This is a genomic window from Enterobacter pseudoroggenkampii (assembly GCF_026420145.1).
Lineage (GTDB): Bacteria > Pseudomonadota > Gammaproteobacteria > Enterobacterales > Enterobacteriaceae > Enterobacter > Enterobacter pseudoroggenkampii.
Genome location: NZ_JAPMLV010000001.1, coordinates 2,509,998 through 2,533,485 on the forward strand (window position 1 = coordinate 2,509,998; position 23,488 = coordinate 2,533,485).

At 54.3% G+C, this 23,488-nt stretch carries 21 protein-coding genes and 6 tRNA genes; 15 read left to right on the forward strand and 12 right to left on the reverse strand.

Annotation, left to right across the window (positions count from 1 at the left end; all coding sequences use genetic code 11):
- The first annotated feature begins 8 nt into the window (after positions 1–8).
- On the forward strand, positions 9–1,007 hold the full coding sequence (gene mgrA, locus OTG14_RS12230; protein WP_267215127.1) for an L-glyceraldehyde 3-phosphate reductase: 999 nt from the start codon (positions 9–11) through the stop codon (positions 1,005–1,007).
- A 127-nt stretch (positions 1,008–1,134) separates the two neighbouring features.
- Positions 1,135–1,485: a DUF2502 domain-containing protein gene (locus OTG14_RS12235; protein WP_024907627.1), complete on the forward strand. Its 351-nt coding sequence runs from the start codon at positions 1,135–1,137 to the stop codon at positions 1,483–1,485.
- A 33-nt stretch (positions 1,486–1,518) separates the two neighbouring features.
- Here the strand turns inward: OTG14_RS12235 and OTG14_RS12240 are convergent, their stop codons facing one another.
- Entirely contained in the window at positions 1,519–2,757 is a 1,239-nt protein-coding gene (locus OTG14_RS12240) for an Nramp family divalent metal transporter (RefSeq protein ID WP_024907626.1), read from the reverse strand.
- A gap of 348 nt (positions 2,758–3,105) precedes the next feature.
- Between OTG14_RS12240 and OTG14_RS12245 the strand changes: the two genes are divergently transcribed.
- On the forward strand, positions 3,106–4,293 hold the full coding sequence (locus OTG14_RS12245) for a NupC/NupG family nucleoside CNT transporter (RefSeq protein ID WP_024907625.1): 1,188 nt from the start codon (positions 3,106–3,108) through the stop codon (positions 4,291–4,293).
- 45 nt (positions 4,294–4,338) lie between these two features.
- Here OTG14_RS12245 and OTG14_RS12250 read toward each other — a convergent pair whose 3' ends face one another.
- The 3 genes from OTG14_RS12250 to OTG14_RS12260 form a co-directional block, all read right to left on the reverse strand.
- Positions 4,339–6,528 (reverse strand): sensor domain-containing phosphodiesterase, encoded by a 2,190-nt coding sequence (locus OTG14_RS12250; RefSeq protein ID WP_267215128.1) that lies wholly within the window; start codon positions 6,526–6,528, stop codon positions 4,339–4,341.
- A gap of 215 nt (positions 6,529–6,743) precedes the next feature.
- A tRNA-Ala gene (locus OTG14_RS12255) sits at positions 6,744–6,819 on the reverse strand.
- A gap of 41 nt (positions 6,820–6,860) precedes the next feature.
- A tRNA-Ala gene (locus OTG14_RS12260) sits at positions 6,861–6,936 on the reverse strand.
- Between the two features lie 217 nt (positions 6,937–7,153).
- On the opposite strand from OTG14_RS12260, the gene OTG14_RS12265 reads away from it, so the two are divergent.
- Positions 7,154–7,516, forward strand: a complete 363-nt coding sequence (locus OTG14_RS12265; RefSeq protein WP_048992413.1) for a YfeC-like transcriptional regulator — start codon at positions 7,154–7,156, stop codon at positions 7,514–7,516.
- 1 nt (position 7,517) lies between these two features.
- On the forward strand, positions 7,518–7,910 hold the full coding sequence (locus OTG14_RS12270; protein WP_032645222.1) for a YfeC-like transcriptional regulator: 393 nt from the start codon (positions 7,518–7,520) through the stop codon (positions 7,908–7,910).
- Between the two features lie 38 nt (positions 7,911–7,948).
- Here the strand turns inward: OTG14_RS12270 and gltX are convergent, their stop codons facing one another.
- Positions 7,949–9,364 carry a glutamate--tRNA ligase gene (gene gltX, locus OTG14_RS12275; RefSeq protein ID WP_024907621.1) on the reverse strand — a complete coding sequence of 472 codons (1,416 nt, stop codon included), beginning with the start codon at positions 9,362–9,364 and terminating at the stop codon, positions 7,949–7,951.
- Between the two features lie 258 nt (positions 9,365–9,622).
- Between gltX and OTG14_RS12280 the strand changes: the two genes are divergently transcribed.
- From OTG14_RS12280 to OTG14_RS12295, 4 genes are all read left to right on the forward strand, one after another.
- Positions 9,623–9,698: transfer RNA gene (locus tag OTG14_RS12280), tRNA-Val, on the forward strand.
- Positions 9,699–9,739: 41 nt separating this feature from the next.
- A tRNA-Val gene (locus tag OTG14_RS12285) sits at positions 9,740–9,815 on the forward strand.
- Positions 9,816–9,844: 29 nt separating this feature from the next.
- A tRNA-Val gene (locus OTG14_RS12290) sits at positions 9,845–9,920 on the forward strand.
- A 4-nt stretch (positions 9,921–9,924) separates the two neighbouring features.
- Positions 9,925–10,000 (forward strand) — tRNA-Lys (locus OTG14_RS12295).
- A gap of 47 nt (positions 10,001–10,047) precedes the next feature.
- On the opposite strand, the gene OTG14_RS12300 is transcribed toward OTG14_RS12295, so the two are convergent.
- The 3 genes from OTG14_RS12300 to xapA all read right to left on the reverse strand — a co-directional run bounded on the left by OTG14_RS12300 (position 10,048) and on the right by xapA (position 13,138).
- A complete protein-coding gene (locus OTG14_RS12300) occupies positions 10,048–10,938 on the reverse strand; it encodes a LysR family transcriptional regulator (RefSeq protein ID WP_061714688.1) in 891 nt (296 codons plus the stop codon).
- A 67-nt stretch (positions 10,939–11,005) separates the two neighbouring features.
- Positions 11,006–12,262: a nucleoside permease gene (locus OTG14_RS12305; RefSeq protein ID WP_267215129.1), complete on the reverse strand. Its 1,257-nt coding sequence runs from the start codon at positions 12,260–12,262 to the stop codon at positions 11,006–11,008.
- A 51-nt stretch (positions 12,263–12,313) separates the two neighbouring features.
- Entirely contained in the window at positions 12,314–13,138 is an 825-nt protein-coding gene (gene xapA / locus OTG14_RS12310) for a xanthosine phosphorylase (protein ID WP_248273300.1), read from the reverse strand.
- 207 nt (positions 13,139–13,345) lie between these two features.
- On the opposite strand from xapA, the gene OTG14_RS12315 reads away from it, so the two are divergent.
- Positions 13,346–13,684, forward strand: a complete 339-nt coding sequence (locus tag OTG14_RS12315; protein WP_024907617.1) for a FlxA-like family protein — start codon at positions 13,346–13,348, stop codon at positions 13,682–13,684.
- On the opposite strand, the gene OTG14_RS12320 is transcribed toward OTG14_RS12315, so the two are convergent.
- The gene (locus OTG14_RS12320; protein ID WP_024907616.1) at positions 13,681–14,616 is read right to left on the reverse strand and encodes a LysR family transcriptional regulator; all 936 of its coding nucleotides are present in this window, start codon (positions 14,614–14,616) and stop codon (positions 13,681–13,683) included. The genes OTG14_RS12315 and OTG14_RS12320 overlap by 4 nt on opposite strands.
- Positions 14,617–14,705: 89 nt before the next feature.
- Here OTG14_RS12320 and OTG14_RS12325 point away from each other — a divergent pair, with 89 nt between their 5' ends.
- Positions 14,706–15,701: a bile acid:sodium symporter family protein gene (locus OTG14_RS12325; protein ID WP_248273299.1), complete on the forward strand. Its 996-nt coding sequence runs from the start codon at positions 14,706–14,708 to the stop codon at positions 15,699–15,701.
- Here OTG14_RS12325 and OTG14_RS12330 read toward each other — a convergent pair.
- The 3 genes from OTG14_RS12330 to zipA form a co-directional block, all read right to left on the reverse strand.
- A complete protein-coding gene (locus OTG14_RS12330) occupies positions 15,698–15,913 on the reverse strand; it encodes a DUF3820 family protein (RefSeq protein ID WP_003861328.1) in 216 nt (71 codons plus the stop codon). The genes OTG14_RS12325 and OTG14_RS12330 overlap by 4 nt on opposite strands.
- A gap of 1 nt (position 15,914) precedes the next feature.
- Positions 15,915–17,930 carry an NAD-dependent DNA ligase LigA gene (ligA, locus tag OTG14_RS12335; protein ID WP_248273297.1) on the reverse strand — a complete coding sequence of 672 codons (2,016 nt, stop codon included), beginning with the start codon at positions 17,928–17,930 and terminating at the stop codon, positions 15,915–15,917.
- Between the two features lie 69 nt (positions 17,931–17,999).
- Positions 18,000–18,977, reverse strand: a complete 978-nt coding sequence (gene zipA, locus OTG14_RS12340) for a cell division protein ZipA (RefSeq protein ID WP_032646698.1) — start codon at positions 18,975–18,977, stop codon at positions 18,000–18,002.
- A gap of 230 nt (positions 18,978–19,207) precedes the next feature.
- Here zipA and cysZ point away from each other — a divergent pair, with 230 nt between their 5' ends.
- From cysZ to ptsI, 4 genes are all read left to right on the forward strand, one after another.
- Positions 19,208–19,969 carry a sulfate transporter CysZ gene (cysZ, locus tag OTG14_RS12345; protein ID WP_024907612.1) on the forward strand — a complete coding sequence of 254 codons (762 nt, stop codon included), beginning with the start codon at positions 19,208–19,210 and terminating at the stop codon, positions 19,967–19,969.
- 163 nt (positions 19,970–20,132) lie between these two features.
- Positions 20,133–21,104, forward strand: a complete 972-nt coding sequence (gene cysK / locus OTG14_RS12350; protein WP_014884739.1) for a cysteine synthase A — start codon at positions 20,133–20,135, stop codon at positions 21,102–21,104.
- A gap of 317 nt (positions 21,105–21,421) precedes the next feature.
- Positions 21,422–21,679, forward strand: a complete 258-nt coding sequence (gene ptsH, locus OTG14_RS12355; RefSeq protein WP_000487600.1) for a phosphocarrier protein Hpr — start codon at positions 21,422–21,424, stop codon at positions 21,677–21,679.
- Between the two features lie 44 nt (positions 21,680–21,723).
- Positions 21,724–23,451, forward strand: a complete 1,728-nt coding sequence (ptsI, locus tag OTG14_RS12360) for a phosphoenolpyruvate-protein phosphotransferase PtsI (protein WP_032646702.1) — start codon at positions 21,724–21,726, stop codon at positions 23,449–23,451.
- Positions 23,452–23,488 lie beyond the last annotated feature (37 nt).

A 23,488-nucleotide genomic window follows, 5' to 3' on the forward strand; every position in this document is an offset into this window, starting at 1 on the left:
TTAAGAAAATGGGTTATCAGCCGGATAAAAATCGTTACGGGACAATGGAGTATCGCCGCTGCGGGCAAAGCGGGCTCAGGTTGCCCGCCATCTCGCTTGGGCTGTGGCATAACTTTGGTGACGCCACCCTTATCGAAAACAGCCGTCAACTTTTACAGCGTGCGTTCGATCTGGGCATTACGCATTTCGACCTTGCCAACAACTATGGCCCGCCGCCCGGATCCGCGGAACGTAATTTCGGCCGTATTTTGCAGGAGGATTTCCTGCCCTGGCGCGATGAGCTGATCGTCTCCACCAAAGCGGGTTATACCATGTGGGAGGGGCCTTACGGCGACTGGGGATCACGCAAATATCTGCTGGCAAGCCTCGATCAAAGCCTGAAGCGCATGGGGCTGGAGTATGTGGATATCTTCTATCATCACCGGCCAGATCCGGAAACGCCGCTGCAGGAAACCATGAAAGCGCTTGACCATGTGGTGCGCCAGGGAAAAGCCCTGTATGTCGGGTTATCCAACTACCCGGCGGTTCTGGCTCGCCAGGCGATTGATATCCTTAATGACCTCGGTACGCCCTGCCTGATCCACCAGCCGAAATACTCCCTCTTTGAACGTGCGCCGGAAGCGGGACTGCTGAACGTGCTGCAGGAAAAAGGGGTTGGCTGTATTCCCTTCTCGCCCCTGGCCGGCGGGCAACTGACCAACCGCTATCTGAACGGCATTCCGGCAGACTCACGCGCGGCAAGCGGCAGTAAGTTCCTTAACCCTGACCAGATAACCGAAGAGAAGCTGGAGAAGGTTAGAAAGCTGAATGCCATGGCGGAAGAGCGCGGCCAGAAGCTGTCCCAGATGGCGCTGGCCTGGGTATTACGCCATGAGAATGTGACGTCAGTACTGATTGGGGCAAGTAAAGCGGCGCAGATTGATGACGCCGTGGGCATGCTGGCAAACCGCCATTTCTCTGCGGAAGAACTGTCCCGTATAGAAGGCATTCTGAACAGCTCAAAATAGAACCACTTTTAGCAAAAAGTGCTCTCCCTCAGGAATTCGGAGTTGAGGCGATGAAACGAGGCTTTACCAACTCGTAAAATTGCGTTAACAGGCCCCACAAAGGCCCCGATCGTGAAGGAGAAAGAGTATGTTCAGGTCACTGATTCTTGCAGCGGTATTACTGGCTTCAGCCCCGCTGATCGCCACTGCGGGCGAAATCACCCTGTTGCCATCAGTAAAATTACAAATTGGCGATCGTGATGACTACGGCAGATACTGGGACGGTGGCTACTGGCGCGACCGTGACTACTGGAACCGTCACTATGAGTGGCGCGGAGACCGCTGGTGGAAACATGATAACGGCAGACACCGCGGCTGGTATAAAGACAGCGCCTACGAGCGTGGCTACCGTGAAGGGTGGAACGATCGTGATGACCGTCGCGGCGGCTGGGGTCGCGGCAAAGGTCACGGACATGGCCACCACGGTCATGACGACTAACAGCAAAAAGGAGCCTCACGGCTCCTTTTTCTTTTAGAGTCCCAACGCTGTGCCAATCAGCAGCCACAGGTTCAGCGCCACCACCACCACCACGATGGCCCACCCGGTCCGTTTCACCAGCGTTGAGTTGACCAGTTCACCCATCAGGTTTTTGTCGCTGGTAAAGATCAGCAGCGGCACCAGCGCCAGCGCGATACCAAAGCTCAGCAGCACCTGGCTCATGACCAGAATTCGCGTGGGGTCGAGCCCCATCAGAATCACAACAAATGACGGCAGCATGGTGACGGAGCGACGCACCCACAGCGGAATATGGAACCGGACAAACCCCTGCATCACCACCTGGCCTGCCAGCGTGCCCACCACCGTGGAAGAAAGACCGGCAGCCACCAGGCTAAGACCAAATATCGTGGCGGCAGCATGGCTCAGCAGCGGCTCCAGCGTGAGATACGCCTGGTCGAGATCGGCAATACCGGTGTGACCGTTAAAGTGGAAAGCGGCAGCTGCGGTAGCCATCATCGCCAGATTGACAAACCCGGCGATGGTCATGGCGATCGCCACGTCCCATTTGGTGGCGGAGTAACGCTCTTTGCGCGTCCCACCGTGGAGATGCTGCGTCAGCGAGGAGTGCAGGTAAATCACATGCGGCATGATGGTCGCCCCCAATACCCCGGCGGCCAGGAACACCGCTTCCGAGGTTGGCAGGCTTGGGATCGCCATCCCTTTAGCGAGCTGCGCCAGATTCGGCTGTGAGAAAATCAGCTCGACGATATAGGCCGCCGCGACAAACAGCAGCAGACCGCCAATGACCTTCTCCAGCGGCTTTTGACCCCGACGCTGTAGCATCAGGATCAGGAACGTGGCAATCCCGGTGAGTACCGCCCCCTGCAACAGCGACACGCCCAGAATCAGCTTAAAGCCGATCGCTGCGCCGATAAACTCAGCGAGGTCAGTGGCCATAGCGATGATTTCCGCCTGGATCCAGTAGAGCCAGACGGCCGGACGCGGATAATGGTCGCGAATTTGCTCCGCCAGGTTTTTGCCCGTGGCAATCCCCAGCTTTGCAGAGAGCATCTGAATCAGCATCGCCATCAGGTTAGCCCAGACGACCACCCACAGCAGCTTATAGCCGAAGCTGGCCCCGGCCTGAATATTGGTCGCAAAGTTACCTGGATCGATATAGCCAATGGCAGCGATGAACGCAGGTCCCATTAATGCGAACCGCAACTTGCGCGCGGCTCTGCCACTGCTACCCTCTACGCGACTGTTTGTCATTTCTGCCTCTGAAATATAGCCTTTGCTATGTTTAATGCTATCAAAATGAGAATGATTATCAAGTTCATTTGTGAAGTTTACAGTGATTTCTCTGATAGCTTTGAACGATAGACGGGCGGGTAAGTGGGGCGATCTAACAGAAACTGAAATCGCGCGCGCTTTTGTGAAGACTAGCACACAAACTTAACTTTTCACTCATTTACCTAACATAACAAAAATGTATTGTGGATCACTATTTTTGAGACTCGTCACAGGATGTAACTATAGTGTGTCCTCGATCTCGTTTTCTTTTCGCTTGTTACATAGAATGTGCACGAAAATTAAACCTGCCTCATATTTGGAGCAAATATGGACCGCGTCCTTCATTTTGTCCTGGCACTTGTTGTCGTTACTGCACTTGCATTGCTGGTCAGCACAGACCGCAAAAAAATTCGTATCCGTTATGTTGTCCAGCTGCTGGTCATTGAAGTTTTACTTGCGTGGTTCTTCCTGAACTCCAACGTAGGCCTCGGCTTCGTAAAAGGCTTCTCCGAAATGTTCGAAAAACTGCTCGGATTCGCCAATGAAGGGACCAACTTTGTCTTCGGTAAAATGAACGACGAAGGTCTGGCGTTCTTCTTCCTGAAGGTTCTCTGCCCAATCGTCTTCATCTCCGCACTGATCGGTATTCTGCAGCACATCCGCGTTCTGCCGTTCATTATTCGTGGAATTGGCTTCCTGTTATCCAAAGTGAACGGCATGGGCAAGCTGGAATCCTTTAACGCCGTCAGTTCCCTGATCCTCGGTCAGTCTGAGAACTTCATCGCGTATAAAGATATTCTCGGCAAAATGTCCCGCAACCGCATGTACACCATGGCAGCAACCGCAATGTCTACCGTTTCCATGTCTATCGTGGGCGCGTATATGACCATGCTGGAGCCAAAGTATGTTGTTGCGGCGTTGGTTCTGAACATGTTCAGCACCTTTATCGTTCTGTCGCTGATCAACCCGTACCGCGTTGACGCCAGCGAAGAGAACATCCAGATGTCAAACCTGCACGAAGGCCAGAGCTTCTTCGAAATGCTGGGTGAGTACATTCTGGCCGGTTTCAAAGTGGCGATTATCGTTGCCGCCATGCTGATCGGCTTCATTGCGCTGATTTCTGGCCTGAACGCCCTGTTCGCCGCGGTGCTGGGTATCTCCTTCCAGGGGATTCTGGGCTACATCTTCTACCCTGTTGCATGGGTGATGGGTGTTCCGGCTCACGAAGCGCTGCAGGTGGGCAGTATCATGGCAACCAAGCTGGTTTCTAACGAATTCGTTGCGATGATGGATCTGCAGAAAATTGCCAGCACGCTTTCTCCGCGCGCGGAGGGCATTCTGTCCGTGTTCCTGGTCTCCTTCGCTAACTTCTCGTCCATCGGGATTATCGCGGGTGCGATTAAAGGTCTGAACGAAGAACAGGGTAACGTGGTTTCTCGCTTTGGCCTGAAGCTGGTTTACGGCTCTACGCTGGTGAGCGTCCTGTCTGCTTCCATCGCGGCACTGGTACTGTAACGTTTACCGTTAAACAAAAAACCGGGAGCCTGGCTCCCGGTTTTTTTATGCCCGCAACTCTTCCAGCGGTTTGGGTTTACCTATCAGGTAGCCCTGCAGGTAATCCACGCCGAAGCGAAGCAGCATCTCCCGCTGCTCAGGTGTTTCTACATATTCCGCCACAACGCACAGCGATTTCGTCTTCGCCAGATTACACATCGACTGGACGATCATCGCATCCATATCGTCGGTACAAATGTCTTTAACAAAACAGCCGTCAATTTTAATGATATCTGCCTGCAGGCGTCTGAGACGCTCGTAGTTGGCGTAGCCAGTACCAAAATCATCAATGGCAATCCGGAAACCGTAATCCCGCAGCTGCTGAATATTGTGGATGCTGCAGCCAGAGTTTGAGAAGGCCTGCTCTTCGGTGATCTCAATCACGACGGCCTGCGGCGCAACGCCGTAGCGTTCAAAGAGCGCGCAAATCTCGTTCGCCACCTCTTTTTGCATCAGCGTGAGCGGCATCAGATTGACGGAAAAACGGGCGCCAGCCTGCGTTGCAGGGTGATCGCGCAGCCACACCAGTAATTTTTCCATGACGCACATATCAAACCGATGGCTGAGGTTGAACTGGGCAATCAGCGGAATAAAGCGGTCAGGGGTGAAGATCTCGCCCTCGCTCTCCATACGCGCCAGGATTTCGTAATACCCGCTCCCGTCCGCCTTCTGGATCGGTTGCGCGTATAAATGGAACTGCCCCGCCTCAAGGGCATGCTTAATTCGCGCCAGCATCAGGACACGCTCTGTCGTTTGGCCTGATGCCGCCTCAAGGCTATTCGTGAGCGCGAGAACGTTTTGCTCTCCGCAGGCCTGCTCTGCCAGCCAGCTCAGCTGTCCCAGCGTGTGATGCAGCTTTTCGCCGTTTTCGACCATTCCCCAGGACGCGCCAAATTCAATATCCAGCCCGGTGTTGTTCCAGAAAATCTTACGGCTGTTCAGCCGATCGACCATGTGCTGGAGACGCTCGGCGGTTCCCGGCCCCAGTAATACCAGCACCAGTTCGCTTCCCGGAAGCTGGAAGAGCGTCTCATCTTTCTGCAAAAGCGGCTGTAGCGACGTGGCGATCGTACGTTTGCAGTGGACCCGCATGATAATCCCGTAGTGGCGGCTCAAAAACTCCAGGTTATCCATACGCAGAATGCACACTTTGGCATCCGGATGAATCTCGAGGTAATCCTCCAGCGCACGAATATTGGGCAAACCGGTCAGCGGATCGGTCAGCGCCCTGCCCTGCCAGCCCCGTTTCAGCCACTCGCTGCGCTGGTAAATTCGTGACATGTAAAGCAGACAGATAGCAAAAGAGATAAGCACGGACAGGATAAAAGAGAGCGAATGGCCCGATTCCACTCCGTTAAGGAAGTTGTAGTTGTAGGTCAACAGCAGGAGCGCGGATGCCGCCCACAGCAGAGAGATAAGCGCATAGGTCAGGCGGCTTATCGCTAAGGTAAAAAGAATAAAAATCAGCGGCATCAAGTAGCCCGCAATGACCGGTGATTCAAAAGGACCACATAAAATGACGAGAATGAAGCCTAAAAGCGTCAGCCAGACAAAAATAAATAATAGATTCTTGTGATTAAACACGGGCTTCACGCTTCGCCGCCAGAAGGTCATGGCATAACGAGGATTAATTATCATTCTTAATGGGTAATAGAACATCATGGTAAAAATCAATGCCGCACATATCAGGCTTTGTATATCCACAACGTTATAAATTACCGTTCCTTCGCCGAAAAAGGTGGAAATAGTCACCGGAAAATCAAACAAATAGCCTGCCATATACATCGACAGTTTAATACCTAATGGCACAATAAAACCGAGCCAGAATATACGTAGCCCGATGTTCTTGTTAGGGATGCTGTGACGCCAGCGCTTGCCCAGCATGAGGCGCAGCAGGCCGCACGCCGCGAACAGCGCAAAGGTCTGACAGAACAGTAAAACTGAATATTGTAGCGGTGCTAAATTAACATAAAATAAATTAGTGACAGTAAAACCTAACACAATGGGAAGAATTGCCCTGCGCCCAAATAGCAGAATTACTGCCAGCATCACGCTTAGCGGTAGCCATGCTAAATAAACGTCGTGACCATTAACCATTGCGCGGGGGGAGAGATAACGGGAGACAGGTACCGCAATCAGACAAAGTGTCAGGGCAATTATAAATATCTTTACATTATTGTACGTTTTTCTATTCATTAAGCTGATGAGTATATTATCCGTTCGAATCATTGACCGGGTGGATAATAGGTTTATTAATTGCACGAATCAAGTTCAAGTCTATTTATAGACTGCTTTATTGATGTCGATTGAGGTGAGGTACGAGAATACCTTCTTTTTGATAACAAAATACGGGAGAGTGTGTTACAAACACATAAAAAAAACCCTCGTCTTTTGACGAGGGTTTACAATTTTGGTGGAGCTAAGCGGGATCGAACCGCTGACCTCTTGCATGCCATGCAAGCGCTCTCCCAGCTGAGCTATAGCCCCACATGTTACTTTACTAACCGCACTCTGTTGGGTTCAGAGTTTGGTGGAGCTAAGCGGGATCGAACCGCTGACCTCTTGCATGCCATGCAAGCGCTCTCCCAGCTGAGCTATAGCCCCATCGTAAAGCTGTCATGTTGACGGGCGGCATAATATGAATTCCGCTGCGGAGTGTCAACGGCAAAATCAATTCAAGCCATTCAATCGCCGAAAAATCATGCAAATGAATCACTTTGCGAGCCTGCTCGCAGTCAGGAGTTAAGCCTGTCACGTTTTCACGTAAAACGGTGCTATAAAATGAGCCGTTAATTAACCCCACAGATATTCAGGAAATTGCATGATCAAGGAACGAATGACGCCAGAAGAGTTAGCCCTCCTCACTGGCTATAGCCGCCAGACCATCAATAAATGGGTACGCAAAGAGGGTTGGATTACATCACCAAAGCCAGGCGTCCAGGGCGGGAAAGCGCGCCTGGTGCATGTGAACGAAAAAGTCCGTGACTTTATCCGCAGCGCACGTCGGGCAAGTGAAACGTCCGAACTGCCGGAAGGCACCAGCCATGACGGTTCGCTTCACACCCTACTCCTGACGCTGGCCAATGAAATGACGCCGGAAGAGCAGAAGCAGATGACATCACTGCTAATGCGGGAAGGGATTACCGGATTGTTGCAACGTTTAGGGATTCGCGATCAGAACTGATATGAAAAAATTACGTAGCAAAATGACCACGGAAGAGCTGGCGGAGTGTTTAGGCGTTGCCAGACAAACGGTTAATCGCTGGATACGCCAGCAGGGGTGGAAAACGGAAGGACTCAACGGCGTAAAGGGGGGTCGGGCTCGGCTCATTCATGTTGATGCGCGCGTGAAGGAACATATTATAAGCCTTCCAGCGATCCGTAACCGTCAGGCGGTTTACCATCTCGCTGAGGCCACGTCTGCCTATAATGGACCCTCTTCAAACCTGTCTCCGGGCATTATTGAGACGCTGGAGAGTATGACTCCGTCAGAGCAGAAGCGTCTGGACGCTTTATTGAAACGCGAGGGTATACACGGTTTTCTTACACGTCTGGGTATCGCGGAAAAAGAGGCATAAAAAAACGGCAGGTTACCCTGCCGTTTTTGTAGACGTGATTACTGCTGATTTTCACGTTCAGCGATGAAGTCCAGCGCCTTGTTAATGCGCGCCACGCTGCGCGACTTGCCGATGGCATGAACCGTTACGTCCAGCGCCGGAGACTGACCCGCACCGGTCACCGCGACACGCAGTGGCATACCGACTTTACCCATGCCGACTTCCAGCTCGTCTGCCGTCGCCTGAATGGCGTGATGCACATTCTCAGCGGTCCACTCGGTGAGGGCAGCCAGCTTATCACGCACCACTTCCAGCGGCTGACGCGCAACCGGACGGAGGTGTTTCTTAGCGGCGTCCGCGTCGAACGCATCAAACTCTTCATAGAAGTAGCGGCAGCTTTCGGCAATCTCTTTCAGGGTTTTGCAGCGCTCGCCGAGCAGTTTCACCAGATCCGCCAGCTCAGGGCCAGTGCGGGTATCAATATTTGCCTGCTCAATGTGCCACTGCAGATACGTCGCCACATATTCTGGCGGCATGGTATTGATGTAGTGATGGTTCAGCCACAGGAGCTTGTCGGTATTAAATGCGCTCGCTGATTTGCTCACAGAGCTCAGAGAGAACAGTTCGATCATCTCTTCGCGGCTGAAGATCTCCTGATCACCGTGGGCCCAGCCCAGGCGCACCAGATAGTTCAGCAGCGCTTCCGGCAGATAACCGTCGTCACGATACTGCATGACGCTCACCGCACCGTGACGTTTAGACAGTTTTTTGCCGTCATCACCGTTGATCATGGAGACGTGCGCATAAACAGGCACCGGCGCGTTCAGCGCCTTCAGGATGTTGATCTGACGTGGCGTGTTGTTGATGTGGTCTTCACCGCGCACAACGTGGGTAATTTCCATATCCCAGTCGTCAACCACAACACAGAAGTTGTAGGTTGGGGAACCATCGGTGCGACGGATGATCAGATCGTCCAGCTCCTGGTTGCTGAATTCGATCGGGCCACGGATCTGGTCGTCAAAGATCACCGAGCCATCCTGCGGGTTAGCAAAACGCACGACGCAAGGCTCATCAGCAGCATGCTCGCTGTGGTCGTGGCGGCAGCGGCCGTCATAACGCGGCTTCTCACCGTTCGCCATCTGCTCTTCGCGCAGCGCATCCAGACGCTCTTTTGAGCAGTAGCACTTATACGCCGTGCCCGCGACCAGCATCTCATCAATGACGGCGTTATAACGGTCAAAGCGTTTGGTCTGGAAATACGGGCCTTCGTCCCATTCCAGATTCAGCCAGTTCATCCCATCCATAATGGCTTCAATTGCTTCCGGCGTGGAGCGCTCAAGATCGGTGTCTTCAATACGCAGCACGAACTCACCTTTGTTGTGGCGTGCGAAAAGCCAGGAATAGAGAGCGGTACGTGCACCACCGACGTGCAGATAGCCTGTCGGGCTCGGCGCGAAGCGAGTTTTGATTTTCATGAAATGGCCTTACGTTATAAAGATGCCGGCAATCGGCAAATCCTGGGGAAAAAACGATGGGCAATATTCTATCACTGTGGGGGGAATCCTCAATGTTGATCCCTTTATCATGACCGGGTTTGCGATTTTTGTTTAGAAATCATGCGCCACAGCCCGTTTCGCGATCGTTTTGTTTAATTTTACGACGAACGAATAAAAACTTTAGAAAATGCGTTGACTCATTTTCAACTCTCCCTATAATGCGACTCCACACAGCGGGGGTGATTAGCTCAGTTGGTAGAGCATCTCCTTTACACGGAGGGGGTCGGCGGTTCGAGCCCGTCATCACCCACCATCTACTTCGGTAGACTCGCAGTGTAGATAAGAATTGAGATTGGGCGATTAGCTCAGTTGGTAGAGCATCTCCTTTACACGGAGGGGGTCGGCGGTTCGAGCCCGTCATCGCCCACCATTCTCACCTTATCGCAGCAGTTCCGAAATGGGCGATTAGCTCAGTTGGTAGAGCATCTCCTTTACACGGAGGGGGTCGGCGGTTCGAGCCCGTCATCGCCCACCATTTCGGGTCGTTAGCTCAGTTGGTAGAGCAGTTGACTTTTAATCAATTGGTCGCAGGTTCGAATCCTGCACGACCCACCAATGTAAAAAAGCGCCCTAAAGGCGCTTTTTTGCTATCTGCTATTTGTCTACTTCCCAGCCGTCAACGTCGCAATTAACGTCTTCACCGCTGGCGTCGCCTGCTTCTCGTCATACACCACATATAAATCTGCCGGTATCCGCTCTTTCAGCGGACGGAACACCACGCCCGGCCACTGCATTTGCGCGTAGCTGTCTGCGGCGAGCGTAATTCCCATGCCCATGCTGATCATCGCCAGCACCGTTTGCGGTTCAACGGCTTCGCGCACAATCATCGGCGAAAAACCGGCCTGCTGGCAGACACGATGTAAAAATGCCCAGTCAGAATGGGCCGACGGCATCGTGACAAAATACTCGTCCTGCAATTCTGCGAGCGCAATGGAAGGTTCCCTGACCAGCCGGTGATCTTCCGGCATCGCCACCAGAAAAGCCGCCTCACGTAACCGCACGCTGGTAAACCCCGCGGTAGGTTCCGTTGCCATTCGCCAGATCCCGACATCCAGCTCCCGGCGCTCAAGCAGCGCCATCTGCATGACCGGGGATTTCTCGCGAAAAACGACATCAACATTCGGATGCTCTTTCAAAAAAGCGCGCATGACCGTGCGCACCTCGCTCCACATGGCGGTGCCCACAATCCCCAGCTCAATGCGCCCCGCTTCCCCCCGGCCAATTTGCTCGACGCGAGCCAGGGCCTGGTTTGCGCTGGCCAGCAGCCGTCGTGACTCTTCCATCAGCACTTTACCGGCATGCGTCAACGCGACGCTCCGCGAGTGGCGAATAAACAGTAACGTGCCCAGCTGGCTTTCCAGCTCTTTAATATGCAGGCTCAACGGCGGCTGAGACATATTGAGACGGGCCGCAGCCCGTCCAAAATGCAGTTCCTCCGCCACGGCCAGAAAATAGCGCAGCAGCTTGAGATCGGTCCGATAGACGCGTTCCATCAAAACATATCCTGGCGATAACACTTATGCGCCTACCTTAAAGCCTTTCCGCGTCCGGAGGGGAAATTTAGTGCGCAACTGTGCGCATCCCGCTGTTTTTACAGGTGTGGTGGTAGTTAAAGCTGAAGTAAAAGACCACCGCGAGCACCAGGGCATAGGCCGCAAACACCAGCCAGATCGTCTGCCAGTCCTTCACCCCGTCCACCGAGAAATAATCAACGGCCATACCGCTCAATACCGAACCGAAATACGCCCCGATACCGTTAACGGTCGTCATAAACAACCCTTGCGCGCTGGCGCGGATATCGGCGCTGACCTCCTGTTCAACAAATACCGAGCCGGAAATATTGAAGAAGTCGAACGCGCAGCCGTAGACAATCATTGAGAGCATGAGCAGCACGAAGCCCGTCGCGGACGGATCGCCAAAGGCAAATAGACCGAACCGCAGCATCCAGGCCACCATGCTCATCAGCATGACGGCTTTAATGCCAAAGCGTCCGAGGAAGTACGGAATGGTCAGAATGAAGAACACCTCAGACATTTGCGAAACGGAGAGCAGGATGGACGGATAGTTGACGATAAAGCTATCGGCATACGCCGGATTACGCGCAAAATCATGCAGGAAGGGGCTGCCAAACGTGTTGGTTATCTGCAGCATGGCGCCCAGCAGCATCGCGAATAAAAAGAACACCGCCATGCGGGGGTGTTTAAACAGGATAAACGCATTGAGGCCCAGCTTGCTTGCCAGCGACTGAGAGGTTTTCGCCTGTGCAACTGGAATGGCTGGCAATGTCAGAGAATAGAGCGCCAGCAGCAGAGACGCGGCAGCCGCAATATAGAGCTGCACGTTGCTCAGCTCCGCCCCCATCAGGCTTATGGCCCACATCGCGGCAATAAAGCCCACGGTGCCATACACCCGTACTCGCGGAAAATGGCTCACCGTATCCAGCCCTGCCTGTTCAAGACAGGAGTAAGAAATCGTATTCGACAGCGCAATCGTGGGCATGAAGGCCATCGCATTCACCAGCATGACCCAGAACATCAGGCCGGGCTCATTGACCTGTGCGGCATAGCAGAGCGCGACGGCGCAGACGAGGTGGCAAATCACGTAAGCACGGTCTGCCCGCAGCCATTTGTCGGCAATAATGCCCACCAGCGAGGGCATAACAATCGCGGCAAGTCCTTTGGAGCTGTACACCATGCCCACGTCGGAGCCGGTAAAGTGTAGGGTGTTAATCATGTAAGCGCCGAGGGTTACCAGCCAGCTCCCCCAGATAAAATATTGCATAAAGGACATCAGCTTTAAGCGAGTCGTGATGTTCATAACCCATTCCTTATAGCAGTGTGGCCCTGGCGGGCCACTTTATTGTTTTACTCAGGCAATATGGCGAAGAAAACCGCAGATAAGATTGATAAAGTTCTGGCGGGAGAGCTCGGCGGCAGCGAGGGTTTGTTCATGCGAGAGTTTGACCTCCCCCAGCCCTTCGGCGAGATTGGTAATTGCAGAAACGGCCACGACCTTCAGGCCGCAGTGACGGGCGGAAATCACTTCCGGCACCACGGACATGCCCACCACATCGCCGCCGATAATTTGCATCATGCGGATCTCGGCCGCCGTCTCAAAGTTCGGGCCGGGATAAGAGACAAACACCCCTTCATGCAGCGGGAAGCCTTCTTTCGTTGCCACAGTTTGCAGAACGGCACGGTAATCCGCGTCGTAAGCATTGGCCAGAGAGAAGAAACGATCGCCAAAGCGCTCATCGTTCTGCCCCACCATCGGCGTGCCCGGCATGGTGTTGATATGGTCGCTCAGGGCAACCAGGCTTCCTGGCTGAACCTCCGGGCGCAGCGAACCCGCCGCATTGGTGCTAAACAGCAGCTCGCACCCCAGCAGCGTAAAGGTGCGGATCACATCGGTCATGATGGTCATCCCGCGCCCTTCATAGAAATGGCCGCGCCCCTTCATGCAGGCAACCGGCACCCCGGCCAGATGCCCGAGCACCAGCTCGCCGGCATGGCCATGCACGGTGCTCACCGGGAAGCCCGGCAGCTTTTCGTAGCTCAGGGAAACGGCATCATCAATCTGGTCGGCAAGTGCGCCCAGGCCAGAGCCGAGAATAAACGCCACGCGAGGCGTGAAGTTCGGCTTAGCGGCGCGAATGATATCGGCGCAGTACCACGGGTTATTCGAGAGGGTCATAGAGGCTCCTTAAGGATGAAAATCGCGATAGCGGGGATCGCATGACTTACGTCTTATATCCGCAGCCTGCCGGTGACCTCCAATACACTTTCACCGCACCATCAATACTGATTGTGTATCGATGCAACTCCCTGCCAGATATGGCAGTTTTGCTCAAGCTAATCCCGCCGGTGCCGATACCTCTGTTTTAAAACGCGAGGAAAAAGTATGACGACCATTCAGGCTTCAACCCAACAGATTCAAACCAGCGGCGCGAGTGGCACTTCGAGCAGTAACGATATCTCTGCGCAAATCACCCGCATTCTCGACAAGATCAAAAAGCTGACCCAGCAGTTAAAAGAGCTGGCGAACAGCCCCGTCAGCACGGATGAGAAGAAGAAGCAGCAGGAACTTATTCAGACCCAGATCAAAGTGCTGCAGGCGCAGCTCGCCGCACTGCAGCGCCAGCAGGCTGAAGAGGCCCAGAAGAAGCAGGATCAAAAGCTGGGCAAAGTGGAAGGAGTGAACAGCCCGTCAGACAAAAATCAGATCGATATCTACATCTAATCTTCTGATGCGTTAAACAGTGGGTCGCGTATGCGGGCTTCGGTTAATCGTTGTGCCTGAATACGCACCACTTCCCAGATAGCCTGGGCCGCCCCCGAGAGTGAACGATTTTTTCGCCGCACCAGCATCAGCTTTCGCTCGACAACGGGCGTTAATCGCTTGACGGCCAACCGGCTTCCCTGCGGCAGGGGAAGCGCCAGGGCTGGCAACACGCTGATGCCAATCCCGGCTTCCACCATCGGAAACAGCGTCGCCGGGTGACCAATCTCCTGGACAATCGTTGCCTTTACGCCCTGATTCACCAGCGCGGAATCAATCAGCGGACGGCTGCCCGAGGCATAATCCTGTAAAACCAGGTTCGCGCCCTGCAGGGACTGCCAGCTGACTTCCGGCAATGTGGCCAGCGGATCGTCGTCACGACAGAGCAGCAAAAAGGGCTCCGAAAGTATGCTTTCGCACGCCAGATCGCTCACCTGACCGGGATCGATAACAATACCAAAATCCACATCTCCCTGACGGATGCTCTCCAGCACCCACTGTTGCGGCCTGTCATGCAGGACAAAATCAATGTCCGGGTAGCGATGACTGCCCTCGGCTATACACTGCGGAATAAGGTGCGCAGAGATCGTCTGGCTGGCCGCGACCCGCACGGTACCCGAAAGCTGCTGCCCCAGCCTCCCCACGTCTCTGAGCGTGCTGTTCAGCTCATCCAGCAGCCGCTCGAGGCGCAGGGCCAGCTGCTGACCTGCTTCGGTCAACACCACTTCGCGCGTGGTGCGGTCAAGCAACTTCACCCCGGTCTGATTCTCCAGCTCTTTCACGCTGTGGCTGACCGCCGACTGGCTCAGGCCAATCATCTCCCCTGCCCGGCTAAAACTACGAGCCTGCGCCACGGTGACAAAAACACGAAGCTGACGTAATGAATAATTCATCTATTTAATTCATGAATGGATGCAATAAATCAATTTTATTTCTCAAACGGAAGAAAGCACAATAGCGACATCTGTTTTCAGGAGAGATTATGAAACTTTTTCGTATCCTTGATCCGTTCACGCTTACCCTGGTGGTTACCGTTTTACTGGCCTCGTTCTTTCCCGCTCGCGGCGGGTTCGTCCCGTTCTTTGAAGGGTTGACGACGGCCGCCATCGCGCTGCTGTTCTTTATGCACGGCGCAAAACTCTCCCGTGAAGCCATTATCGCGGGCGGTAGCCACTGGCGACTGCACCTCTGGGTGATGTGCAGCACGTTTATTCTGTTCCCGATCCTCGGGGTGCTGTTTGCCTGGTGGGCGCCGGTTAACGTCGACCCGGCGCTCTACACCGGCTTCCTGTATCTCTGTATTCTTCCGGCCACGGTGCAGTCCGCCATTGCCTTTACCTCTCTCGCGGGAGGGAACGTGGCGGCCGCGGTCTGCTCGGCATCAGCCTCCAGCCTGCTGGGGATTTTCGTCTCGCCGCTGCTGGTGGGCCTGCTGATGAACATGCACGGTGCGGAAGGTAACCTTGAGCAGGTGGGCAAAATCTGTCTGCAGCTGCTGCTGCCGTTTGTCCTGGGCCATCTCTCCCGTCCGTGGACCGGCGCATTTGTGGCGAAGCATAAAAAGTGGATCTCAAAAACCGACCAGACCTCGATTCTGCTGGTGGTTTACTCCGCCTTCAGCGAAGCGGTCGTGAACGGGATCTGGCACAAGGTGGGGGCAGGCTCGCTGCTGTTTATCGTGGTGGTCAGCATTGTCCTGCTGGCGATTGTAATAGCGGTAAACGTCTTTGTGGCACGCAAGTGCGGCTTCAACAAAGCGGATGAAATTACGATTGTGTTCTGCGGTTCGAAGAAGAGTCTGGCTAACGGTATCCCGATGGCCAACATTCTGTTCCCGACCTCGGTGATTGGAATGATGGTGCTGCCGCTGATGATTTTCCATCAGATCCAGCTGATGGTCTGCGCGGTGCTGGCGCGTCGCTACAAACGCCAGACCGAAAAGCTGGCGCAGGAAGAGACCCGCGCCGCGAAGGCTTAAGGACGTTTCAGGGGCTGCACCAGCTGGGTCAGCCCCTCGGTTTTGATCAGTAACGTGATAGCCATCAGCTCGCCCAGTCGCCCTGCCGGGAATTCATCCTTGCGGGCAAACCACAGCAGATACTCCTCCGGCAAATCGATCAGCCTGCGGCCCTTGTATTTACCGAACGGCATCTCGGTATTGGCGATCTCAACGAGCTGCTCTTTCTCCACGTTACTCTCCTAACAGACGCATCATTTCCGCTTCGTCGATAACCTCAATGCCGAGCTCCTGGGCTTTCGCCAGCTTCGAACCCGCCGCTTCCCCGGCGATCACCAGGTCGGTTTTCTTCGACACGCTACCCGCCACTTTTGCCCCCAGCGCCACCAGACGCGCTTTTGCATCGTCGCGTGAAAGCTGGCTCAGGCTGCCGGTCAGCACCACCGTTTTACCGGCGAACGGGCTGTCGATCTCTTCGGCGTTGACCACTACCGGTGCAGGCCACCTGATGCCCTCTTCCAGCAGTTTGCCGATGACTTCACGGTTGCTCTCTTCGGCGAAGAAGTTAAAGACGTGCGTGGCGACAACGATGCCGACATCCGGAACTTTCTGCAGCTCCTCGATGCTCGCCTTTTCCAGCGCCTCCAGCGTACCAAAGTATGCTGCCAGACCTGCTGCGGTTGCTTCACCCACTTCACGAATGCCCAGCGCGTACAGGAAACGGGCGAAGGTGGTCTCTTTGGCGGCTTCCAGCGCGTTAACCACGTTCTGGGCTGACTTTGGCCCCATGCGGTCCAGACCGGTCAGTTTGCCCGCCGTCAGTTTGAAGAGATCCGCTGGCGTGTGGACATACTCTTTCTCAACCAGCTGATCGATAATTTTATCGCCCATGCCGTCGACGTCCATAGCCCGACGGGAGACGAAGTGCTTCAGTGACTCTTTACGCTGTGCGCCGCAGATTAAGCCACCCGTACAGCGCGCCACTGCTTCACCTTCCACACGCTCTACGTCAGATCCGCACACCGGGCAATGGGTCGGGAAGACAATTTCGCGCGTATCATCAGGACGTTCTGACTCCACAACGTTAACCACCTGCGGGATCACGTCCCCCGCGCGGCGAATCACCACTTTGTCACCAATGCGCAGGCCCAGGCGGTCGATTTCATCGGCGTTATGCAGCGTGGCGTTACTCACCAGCACGCCCGCAACCTGCACAGGCTCCAGACGGGCAACCGGGGTAATGGCGCCCGTACGGCCGACCTGGAACTCTACGTCGCGAACGAAGGTCATCTGCTCCTGAGCCGGGAACTTAAACGCCACCGCCCAGCGCGGCGCGCGCGCCACAAAGCCCAGCTGCTCCTGCAGCGCCAATGAGTTCACCTTGATGACCACGCCATCAATATCAAACCCGAGCGTCGGACGGTCCTCTTCCACTTTGTGGTAGAACGCCAGTACCGCTTCCGGCGAGTCGCAGAGCTGAACGCGGTTGCTCACCGGGAGGCCCCACGCTTTAAACTGCAGCAGACGCCCGAGATGGGTATCCGGCAGCTCGCCGCCCTCCAGAATACCGACGCCGTAGCAGAAGAAAGTAAGCGGTCGCTTCGCGGTGATACGCGGGTCAAGCTGGCGCAGAGAGCCCGCCGCCGCATTACGCGGGTTAGCAAACACCTTCCCACCGGTGCGACGCGCCTCTTCGTTAATTTTCTCGAAGCCCGCCTGGGGCAGGAACACCTCGCCGCGCACTTCCAGACGCGCAGGAATGTTGTCGCCCTGCAGCTTCAGCGGGATCGCTCGGATGGTACGCACGTTGGTGGTGATGTCTTCACCCGTCGTGCCGTCGCCACGCGTCGCGGCACGCACCAGCACGCCGTTTTCGTAGAGAAGGCTGACTGCCAGGCCATCCAGCTTCAGCTCGCAGCACCAGGTGAGGGAGTCGCTGCTTTTCAGGCGATCCTGCACGCGCTTGTTAAACGCGAGGAAGCTCTCTTCATCGAAGACGTTATCCAGCGACAGCATCGGCACTTCATGACGCACCTGGCTAAAAGCCCCCAGCGGCTCAGCGCCGACGCGCTGGGTGGGAGAATCCGGTGTGATGAGGTCAGGATGCTGCGCCTCTAATTCGCGCAGCTCGCGCATCAGGCGGTCATACTCCGCATCCGGAACTTCCGGTGCGTCCATAACATGATAGAGGTATTCATGATGGCGAAGCGTGGTTCGCAGTTCAGTGAGTTGTTGTTCGATTGAGTCCATATCGCACCATCAATGAGAAAAAACCCCCGACAGGCGGGGGTTGAGGAGGAGTTGAAGTCAACGCGGCGATTACGCGTTGGCTTCCTTAACTTCGCGGATGCGGTCCTGATACTCGCGCAGTTTCTGCGGGGTCATCATTCGACGCTGATCGTCGAGCACCACACCGCCGACTTCGTCAGCGATATGCTGGGCAGACTGCAGCATCAGCTTAAAGTTTTGCAGTTCGTCGCCGTAGGACGGCACCTGCATAAAGATAGTCACACCCGGGGTCACAAAATCACCGGTCATTTCCGGATCAAAGGTGCCAGGGTTAACCATGTTGGCCAGGCTGAACAGCGCCGGACCGCTACCGTCAGGACTCAGGTGGCGATGGAAAATGTTCATATCGCCAAACTTGAAGCCTGCCTGTTGAATACTGTTAAGCAGCACGTCACCGTTAAGATGGCTACCGTGATGCGCGGCCACGTTCATAATGATCACCGCTTCTTTACGCTGCGGTTTTTCAACAACCGGCTCTGGCTCTACAACGGGCTCAGGCTCAACGTGCGGTGCCGGAGCGGGTTGAGGCGCAGGCTGGACATGAACAGGCTGCTGCGGTTGTTGTACCGGCTGAGCAGGCTGTTGTTGCACGGGCTGCTGCACCGGTTGCTGTTGAACCGGCTGGGCAGGCTGCTGATAGACAGGCTGTTGCGGCGGCTGGCGCACCGGCTCTTCCACAGGCTGCTGCGCTGGCTGGCGCGGCTGTGCGGAAGCATACGGCGGTTGATACTGGTGCTGCGAAGGACGAGGTGCTTCTTGCTCCCCATGGCCTGCGCCGGGCGCAGTATTGACCCGATGAACACGAACTTCACCCACGCCGTCGTCGTCGCTGCCGTCGATGTCATCTTCACTGTCATCGTCATCACGACTGGACTTCATGCGCTTCAGTGGGCGATCGCGAAACATCGAGGAACGCTCTTTACGGCTGGTCCAGAAACCATGTACCAGTAAAGCGATTATGGCGATCGCGCCAACAATGATTAATATCAGACGCAAATCCTGCATCATTATATTCTCTGTTGTTCTAACACCTTGCCACCACGGCAAACATTTACTCACTAAGAGTATTTGCCGTTTACGTCAAGTGCAAGTGTGTGCAGAGCATTCACAGCATAAAGATGAAGGAAATCGTGCTTTTTGCTGGTTTTTCGAACATTTCCGAACTGGTCATTGCTCCGTAAGTGGATAATATAGGCGGGCAATTCCACTGGTTGTGTAAAAAGGAGTACAGCCTGGCTATGGTTTCAACATCTTCTTCTCCCCCGCGCAGCGGCGTCTGGTATTTTTCTCAGGGCTGGAAACTGGTCTCCCTGCCGGGGATTCGACGCTTCGTCATTCTCCCACTGTTGATCAATATTATTCTGATGGGCGGCGCGTTCTGGTGGCTGTTCACCAAGCTGGAGAGCTGGATCCCGTCGCTGATGAGCCATGTGCCGGACTGGCTGCAGTGGCTGAACTACCTGCTCTGGCCGGTGGCGGTGATTTCCGTGCTGCTGGTGTTTGGCTATTTCTTCTCGACGATTGCGAACTGGATAGCCGCACCGTTTAACGGTCTGCTGGCGGAACAGCTGGAAGCGCGGCTTACCGGCGCGACGCCGCCGGACACGGGCATATGGGGGATCATGAAAGACCTCCCTCGCATTATGAAGCGTGAATGGCAGAAGTTTGCCTGGTACCTGCCCCGCGCGGTTGTGCTGCTTATCCTCTACTTTGTGCCAGGCATTGGCCAGACGGTGGCACCCGTGCTGTGGTTCCTGTTCAGCGCCTGGATGCTGGCCATCCAGTACTGTGATTATCCGTTCGATAACCACAAGGTGCCGTTTAAAACGATGCGCACCGCCCTGCGCAGCCAGAAGGTCGCCAATATGCAGTTTGGCGCGCTGACCAGCCTGTTCACCATGATTCCCTTCCTGAATCTGTTCATCATGCCCGTCGCCGTCTGCGGCGCGACGGCGATGTGGGTCGACTGCTACCGTGCTAAGCACGCGTTATGGAAATAATGCAAAAATGTGTAAAGCAGGGGTGGCTTATGCCGCCCCTTATTCCATACTGATCCCCATTATTTCCTTGCAGTATATAGATATGCGAATTCCTTACTTCCCCCTACCTGCTCAACAGGTATGCTGGGTCGGTATCCCAATTTCATACAGTTAAGGACAGGCCATGAGTAAGATTTATGAAGACAACTCGCTGACTATCGGTCATACGCCCCTGGTTCGACTGAACCGTATCGGTAATGGACGCATTCTGGCGAAGGTCGAATCACGTAACCCGAGCTTCAGCGTAAAATGCCGTATCGGTGCAAACATGATTTGGGATGCTGAAAAACGTGGCGTACTGAAGCCAGGCGTTGAGCTGGTGGAACCGACCAGCGGCAATACCGGTATCGCTCTGGCCTATGTGGCTGCCGCGCGCGGCTACAAGCTGACGCTGACCATGCCAGAAACCATGAGCATCGAGCGTCGTAAGCTGCTCAAAGCGCTGGGCGCGAACCTGGTGCTGACCGAAGGCGCGAAGGGCATGAAGGGCGCCATTCAGAAAGCCGAAGAGATTGTGGCCAGCGATCCGGCTAAATATCTCCTGCTGCAGCAGTTCAGCAACCCGGCTAACCCGGAAATTCACGAGAAGACCACCGGTCCGGAAATCTGGGAAGATACCGACGGCCAGGTTGACGTCTTTATCTCCGGCGTGGGTACCGGCGGTACGCTGACCGGCGTGTCGCGCTATATTAAAGGCACAAAGGGTAAAAAAGACCTGATCACCGTTGCCGTTGAGCCAACCGACTCACCGGTTATCACCCAGGCACTGGCGGGTGAAGAGCTCAAACCCGGCCCACACAAAATTCAGGGTATTGGCGCAGGCTTCATTCCGGGCAACCTGGATCTGAAGCTGATCGATAAAGTGGTTACCATCACTAACGAAGAAGCCATCTCTACCGCGCGTCGCCTGATGGATGAAGAAGGCATTCTGGCGGGTATCTCTTCCGGTGCGGCCGTTGCGGCAGCGCTCAAGCTTCAGGAAGATGAAGCCTTTACCAATAAGAATATTGTGGTTATCCTTCCGTCCTCGGGTGAGCGTTACTTGAGCACCGCACTGTTTGCCGATCTGTTTACCGAAAAAGAACTGCAACAGTAGTGCCAGCATGTTAATAACGCGTAAAAAAGCACCTTTTCAGGTGCTTTTTTGTGGCCTGCTTCAAACTTTTACCCCTCCTGGCATTGCTTCACCCCGAAGGGTCTGGTATTTAAACCAGCAATTATTTTGATGCGTGAAATTAATCGGCAAACGAAATAGCCTTGCTGAATCGATTTTATGATTTGGTTCAAGTCTTGCTTTCGCTGCATAATGTTTAATGACGATCGAAACGTCAGCGCTAACAATACAGGCTAAAGTTCAGTCGCCAGGCTAGACTTTAGTTCCACAACACTAAACCTATAAGTTGGGGAAATACAATGTTCCAGCAAGAAGTTACCATTACCGCTCCGAACGGTCTGCACACCCGCCCTGCTGCTCAGTTTGTTAAAGAAGCAAAAGGCTTCACTTCTGAAATCACTGTGACTTCCAACGGCAAAAGCGCGAGCGCAAAAAGCCTGTTCAAACTGCAGACTCTGGGCCTGACTCAGGGCACCGTTGTCACCATCTCTGCAGAAGGTGAAGACGAGCAGAAAGCAGTTGAGCATCTGGTTAAACTGATGGCTGAGCTCGAGTAAGTTTCCGGGTTCTTTTAAATATCAGTCACAAGTAAGGTAGGGTTATGATTTCAGGCATTTTAGCATCCCCGGGTATCGCTTTCGGCAAGGCACTGCTGCTGAAAGAAGACGAGATCGTCATCGACCGGAAAAAAATTTCTGCCGACAAGGTTGATCAGGAAGTTGAACGTTTTCTGAGCGGTCGTGCCAAGGCATCTGCGCAACTGGAAGCAATCAAAACTAAAGCTGGCGAAACTTTCGGTGAAGAAAAAGAAGCCATCTTCGAAGGGCACATCATGCTGCTCGAAGATGAGGAGCTGGAGCAGGAAATCATAGCCCTGATTAAAGATAAAGGCATGACGGCCGACGCGGCTGCGCATGAAGTTATCGAAGGTCAGGCAACTGCCCTGGAAGAACTGGATGATGAATACCTGAAAGAGCGTGCGGCTGACGTACGTGACATCGGTAAGCGCCTGCTGCGCAACATCCTGGGCCTGGCCATCATCGACCTGAGCGCGATTCAGGATGAAGTGATCCTGGTTGCCGCTGACCTCACCCCGTCTGAAACCGCACAGCTGAACCTGAAAAAGGTCCTCGGTTTCATCACCGACGCGGGCGGCCGTACCTCCCACACCTCTATCATGGCTCGTTCTCTGGAACTGCCTGCCATCGTGGGTACCGGTAGCGTCACCTCTCAGGTGAAAAATGGCGACTATCTGATTCTGGATGCCGTAAACAATCTGGTTTACGTCAACCCAACCAATGAAGAGATCGATAAACTGCGCGCGGTTCAGGAGCAGGTTGCGACTGAAAAAGCGGAACTCGCTAAGCTGAAAGACCTGCCAGCCATCACCCTGGACGGCCATCAGGTTGAAGTGTGCGCAAACATCGGTACCGTCCGCGACGTTGATGGCGCTGAGCGCAACGGTGCGGAAGGTGTCGGTCTCTATCGTACAGAATTCCTGTTCATGGACCGCGACGCGCTGCCAACGGAAGAAGAGCAGTTTGCTGCTTACAAAGCCGTGGCTGAAGCGTGTGGCTCTCAGGCGGTTATCGTCCGTACCATGGACATCGGTGGCGACAAAGAGCTGCCGTACATGAACTTCCCGAAAGAAGAGAACCCGTTCCTGGGCTGGCGTGCCGTGCGTATCGCGATGGATCGTAAAGAGATCCTGCGTGACCAGGTTCGTGCGATCCTGCGTGCCTCTGCTTTCGGTAAACTGCGCATCATGTTCCCGATGATCATCTCTGTTGAAGAAGTGCGTGCACTGAAGAAAGAGATCGAAATCTACAAACAGGAACTGCGTGACGAAGGTAAAGCGTTTGACGAGTCAATCGAGATCGGCGTGATGGTGGAAACACCGGCGGCGGCGACCATTGCGCGTCATTTAGCCAAAGAAGTTGATTTCTTTAGTATCGGTACCAATGATTTAACGCAGTACACCCTGGCAGTTGACCGTGGTAATGATATGATTTCACATCTCTACCAGCCAATGTCACCGTCCGTACTGAACTTGATCAAGCAAGTTATTGATGCTTCTCATGCAGAAGGTAAATGGACTGGCATGTGTGGTGAGCTTGCAGGCGACGAACGTGCTACACTTCTGTTGCTGGGTATGGGTCTGGACGAATTCTCTATGAGCGCCATTTCCATCCCGCGCATTAAGAAGATTATCCGTAACACGAACTTCGAAGATGCGAAGGTATTAGCAGAGCAGGCTCTTGCTCAACCGACAACGGACGAGTTAATGACGCTGGTTAACAAGTTCATTGAAGAAAAAACAATCTGCTAATCCACGAGATGCGGCCCAATTTACTGCTTAGGAGAAG

What these genes read in the sequence shown, in the direction of transcription:
- mgrA (WP_267215127.1), top strand. Translation starts at nt 9, where the DNA reads ATGGGTTATCAGCCGGATAAAAATCGTTACGGGACAATGGAGTATCGC.
- OTG14_RS12235 (WP_024907627.1), top strand. Translation starts at nt 1,135, where the DNA reads ATGTTCAGGTCACTGATTCTTGCAGCGGTATTACTGGCTTCAGCCCCG.
- OTG14_RS12240 (WP_024907626.1), bottom strand. Translation starts at nt 2,757, where the DNA reads ATGACAAACAGTCGCGTAGAGGGTAGCAGTGGCAGAGCCGCGCGCAAG.
- OTG14_RS12245 (WP_024907625.1), top strand. Translation starts at nt 3,106, where the DNA reads ATGGACCGCGTCCTTCATTTTGTCCTGGCACTTGTTGTCGTTACTGCA.
- OTG14_RS12250 (WP_267215128.1), bottom strand. Translation starts at nt 6,528, where the DNA reads ATGAATAGAAAAACGTACAATAATGTAAAGATATTTATAATTGCCCTG.
- OTG14_RS12265 (WP_048992413.1), top strand. Translation starts at nt 7,154, where the DNA reads ATGATCAAGGAACGAATGACGCCAGAAGAGTTAGCCCTCCTCACTGGC.
- OTG14_RS12270 (WP_032645222.1), top strand. Translation starts at nt 7,518, where the DNA reads ATGAAAAAATTACGTAGCAAAATGACCACGGAAGAGCTGGCGGAGTGT.
- gltX (WP_024907621.1), bottom strand. Translation starts at nt 9,364, where the DNA reads ATGAAAATCAAAACTCGCTTCGCGCCGAGCCCGACAGGCTATCTGCAC.
- OTG14_RS12300 (WP_061714688.1), bottom strand. Translation starts at nt 10,938, where the DNA reads ATGGAACGCGTCTATCGGACCGATCTCAAGCTGCTGCGCTATTTTCTG.
- OTG14_RS12305 (WP_267215129.1), bottom strand. Translation starts at nt 12,262, where the DNA reads ATGAACATCACGACTCGCTTAAAGCTGATGTCCTTTATGCAATATTTT.
- xapA (WP_248273300.1), bottom strand. Translation starts at nt 13,138, where the DNA reads ATGACCCTCTCGAATAACCCGTGGTACTGCGCCGATATCATTCGCGCC.
- OTG14_RS12315 (WP_024907617.1), top strand. Translation starts at nt 13,346, where the DNA reads ATGACGACCATTCAGGCTTCAACCCAACAGATTCAAACCAGCGGCGCG.
- OTG14_RS12320 (WP_024907616.1), bottom strand. Translation starts at nt 14,616, where the DNA reads ATGAATTATTCATTACGTCAGCTTCGTGTTTTTGTCACCGTGGCGCAG.
- OTG14_RS12325 (WP_248273299.1), top strand. Translation starts at nt 14,706, where the DNA reads ATGAAACTTTTTCGTATCCTTGATCCGTTCACGCTTACCCTGGTGGTT.
- ligA (WP_248273297.1), bottom strand. Translation starts at nt 17,930, where the DNA reads ATGGACTCAATCGAACAACAACTCACTGAACTGCGAACCACGCTTCGC.
- zipA (WP_032646698.1), bottom strand. Translation starts at nt 18,977, where the DNA reads ATGATGCAGGATTTGCGTCTGATATTAATCATTGTTGGCGCGATCGCC.
- cysZ (WP_024907612.1), top strand. Translation starts at nt 19,208, where the DNA reads ATGGTTTCAACATCTTCTTCTCCCCCGCGCAGCGGCGTCTGGTATTTT.
- cysK (WP_014884739.1), top strand. Translation starts at nt 20,133, where the DNA reads ATGAGTAAGATTTATGAAGACAACTCGCTGACTATCGGTCATACGCCC.
- ptsH (WP_000487600.1), top strand. Translation starts at nt 21,422, where the DNA reads ATGTTCCAGCAAGAAGTTACCATTACCGCTCCGAACGGTCTGCACACC.
- ptsI (WP_032646702.1), top strand. Translation starts at nt 21,724, where the DNA reads ATGATTTCAGGCATTTTAGCATCCCCGGGTATCGCTTTCGGCAAGGCA.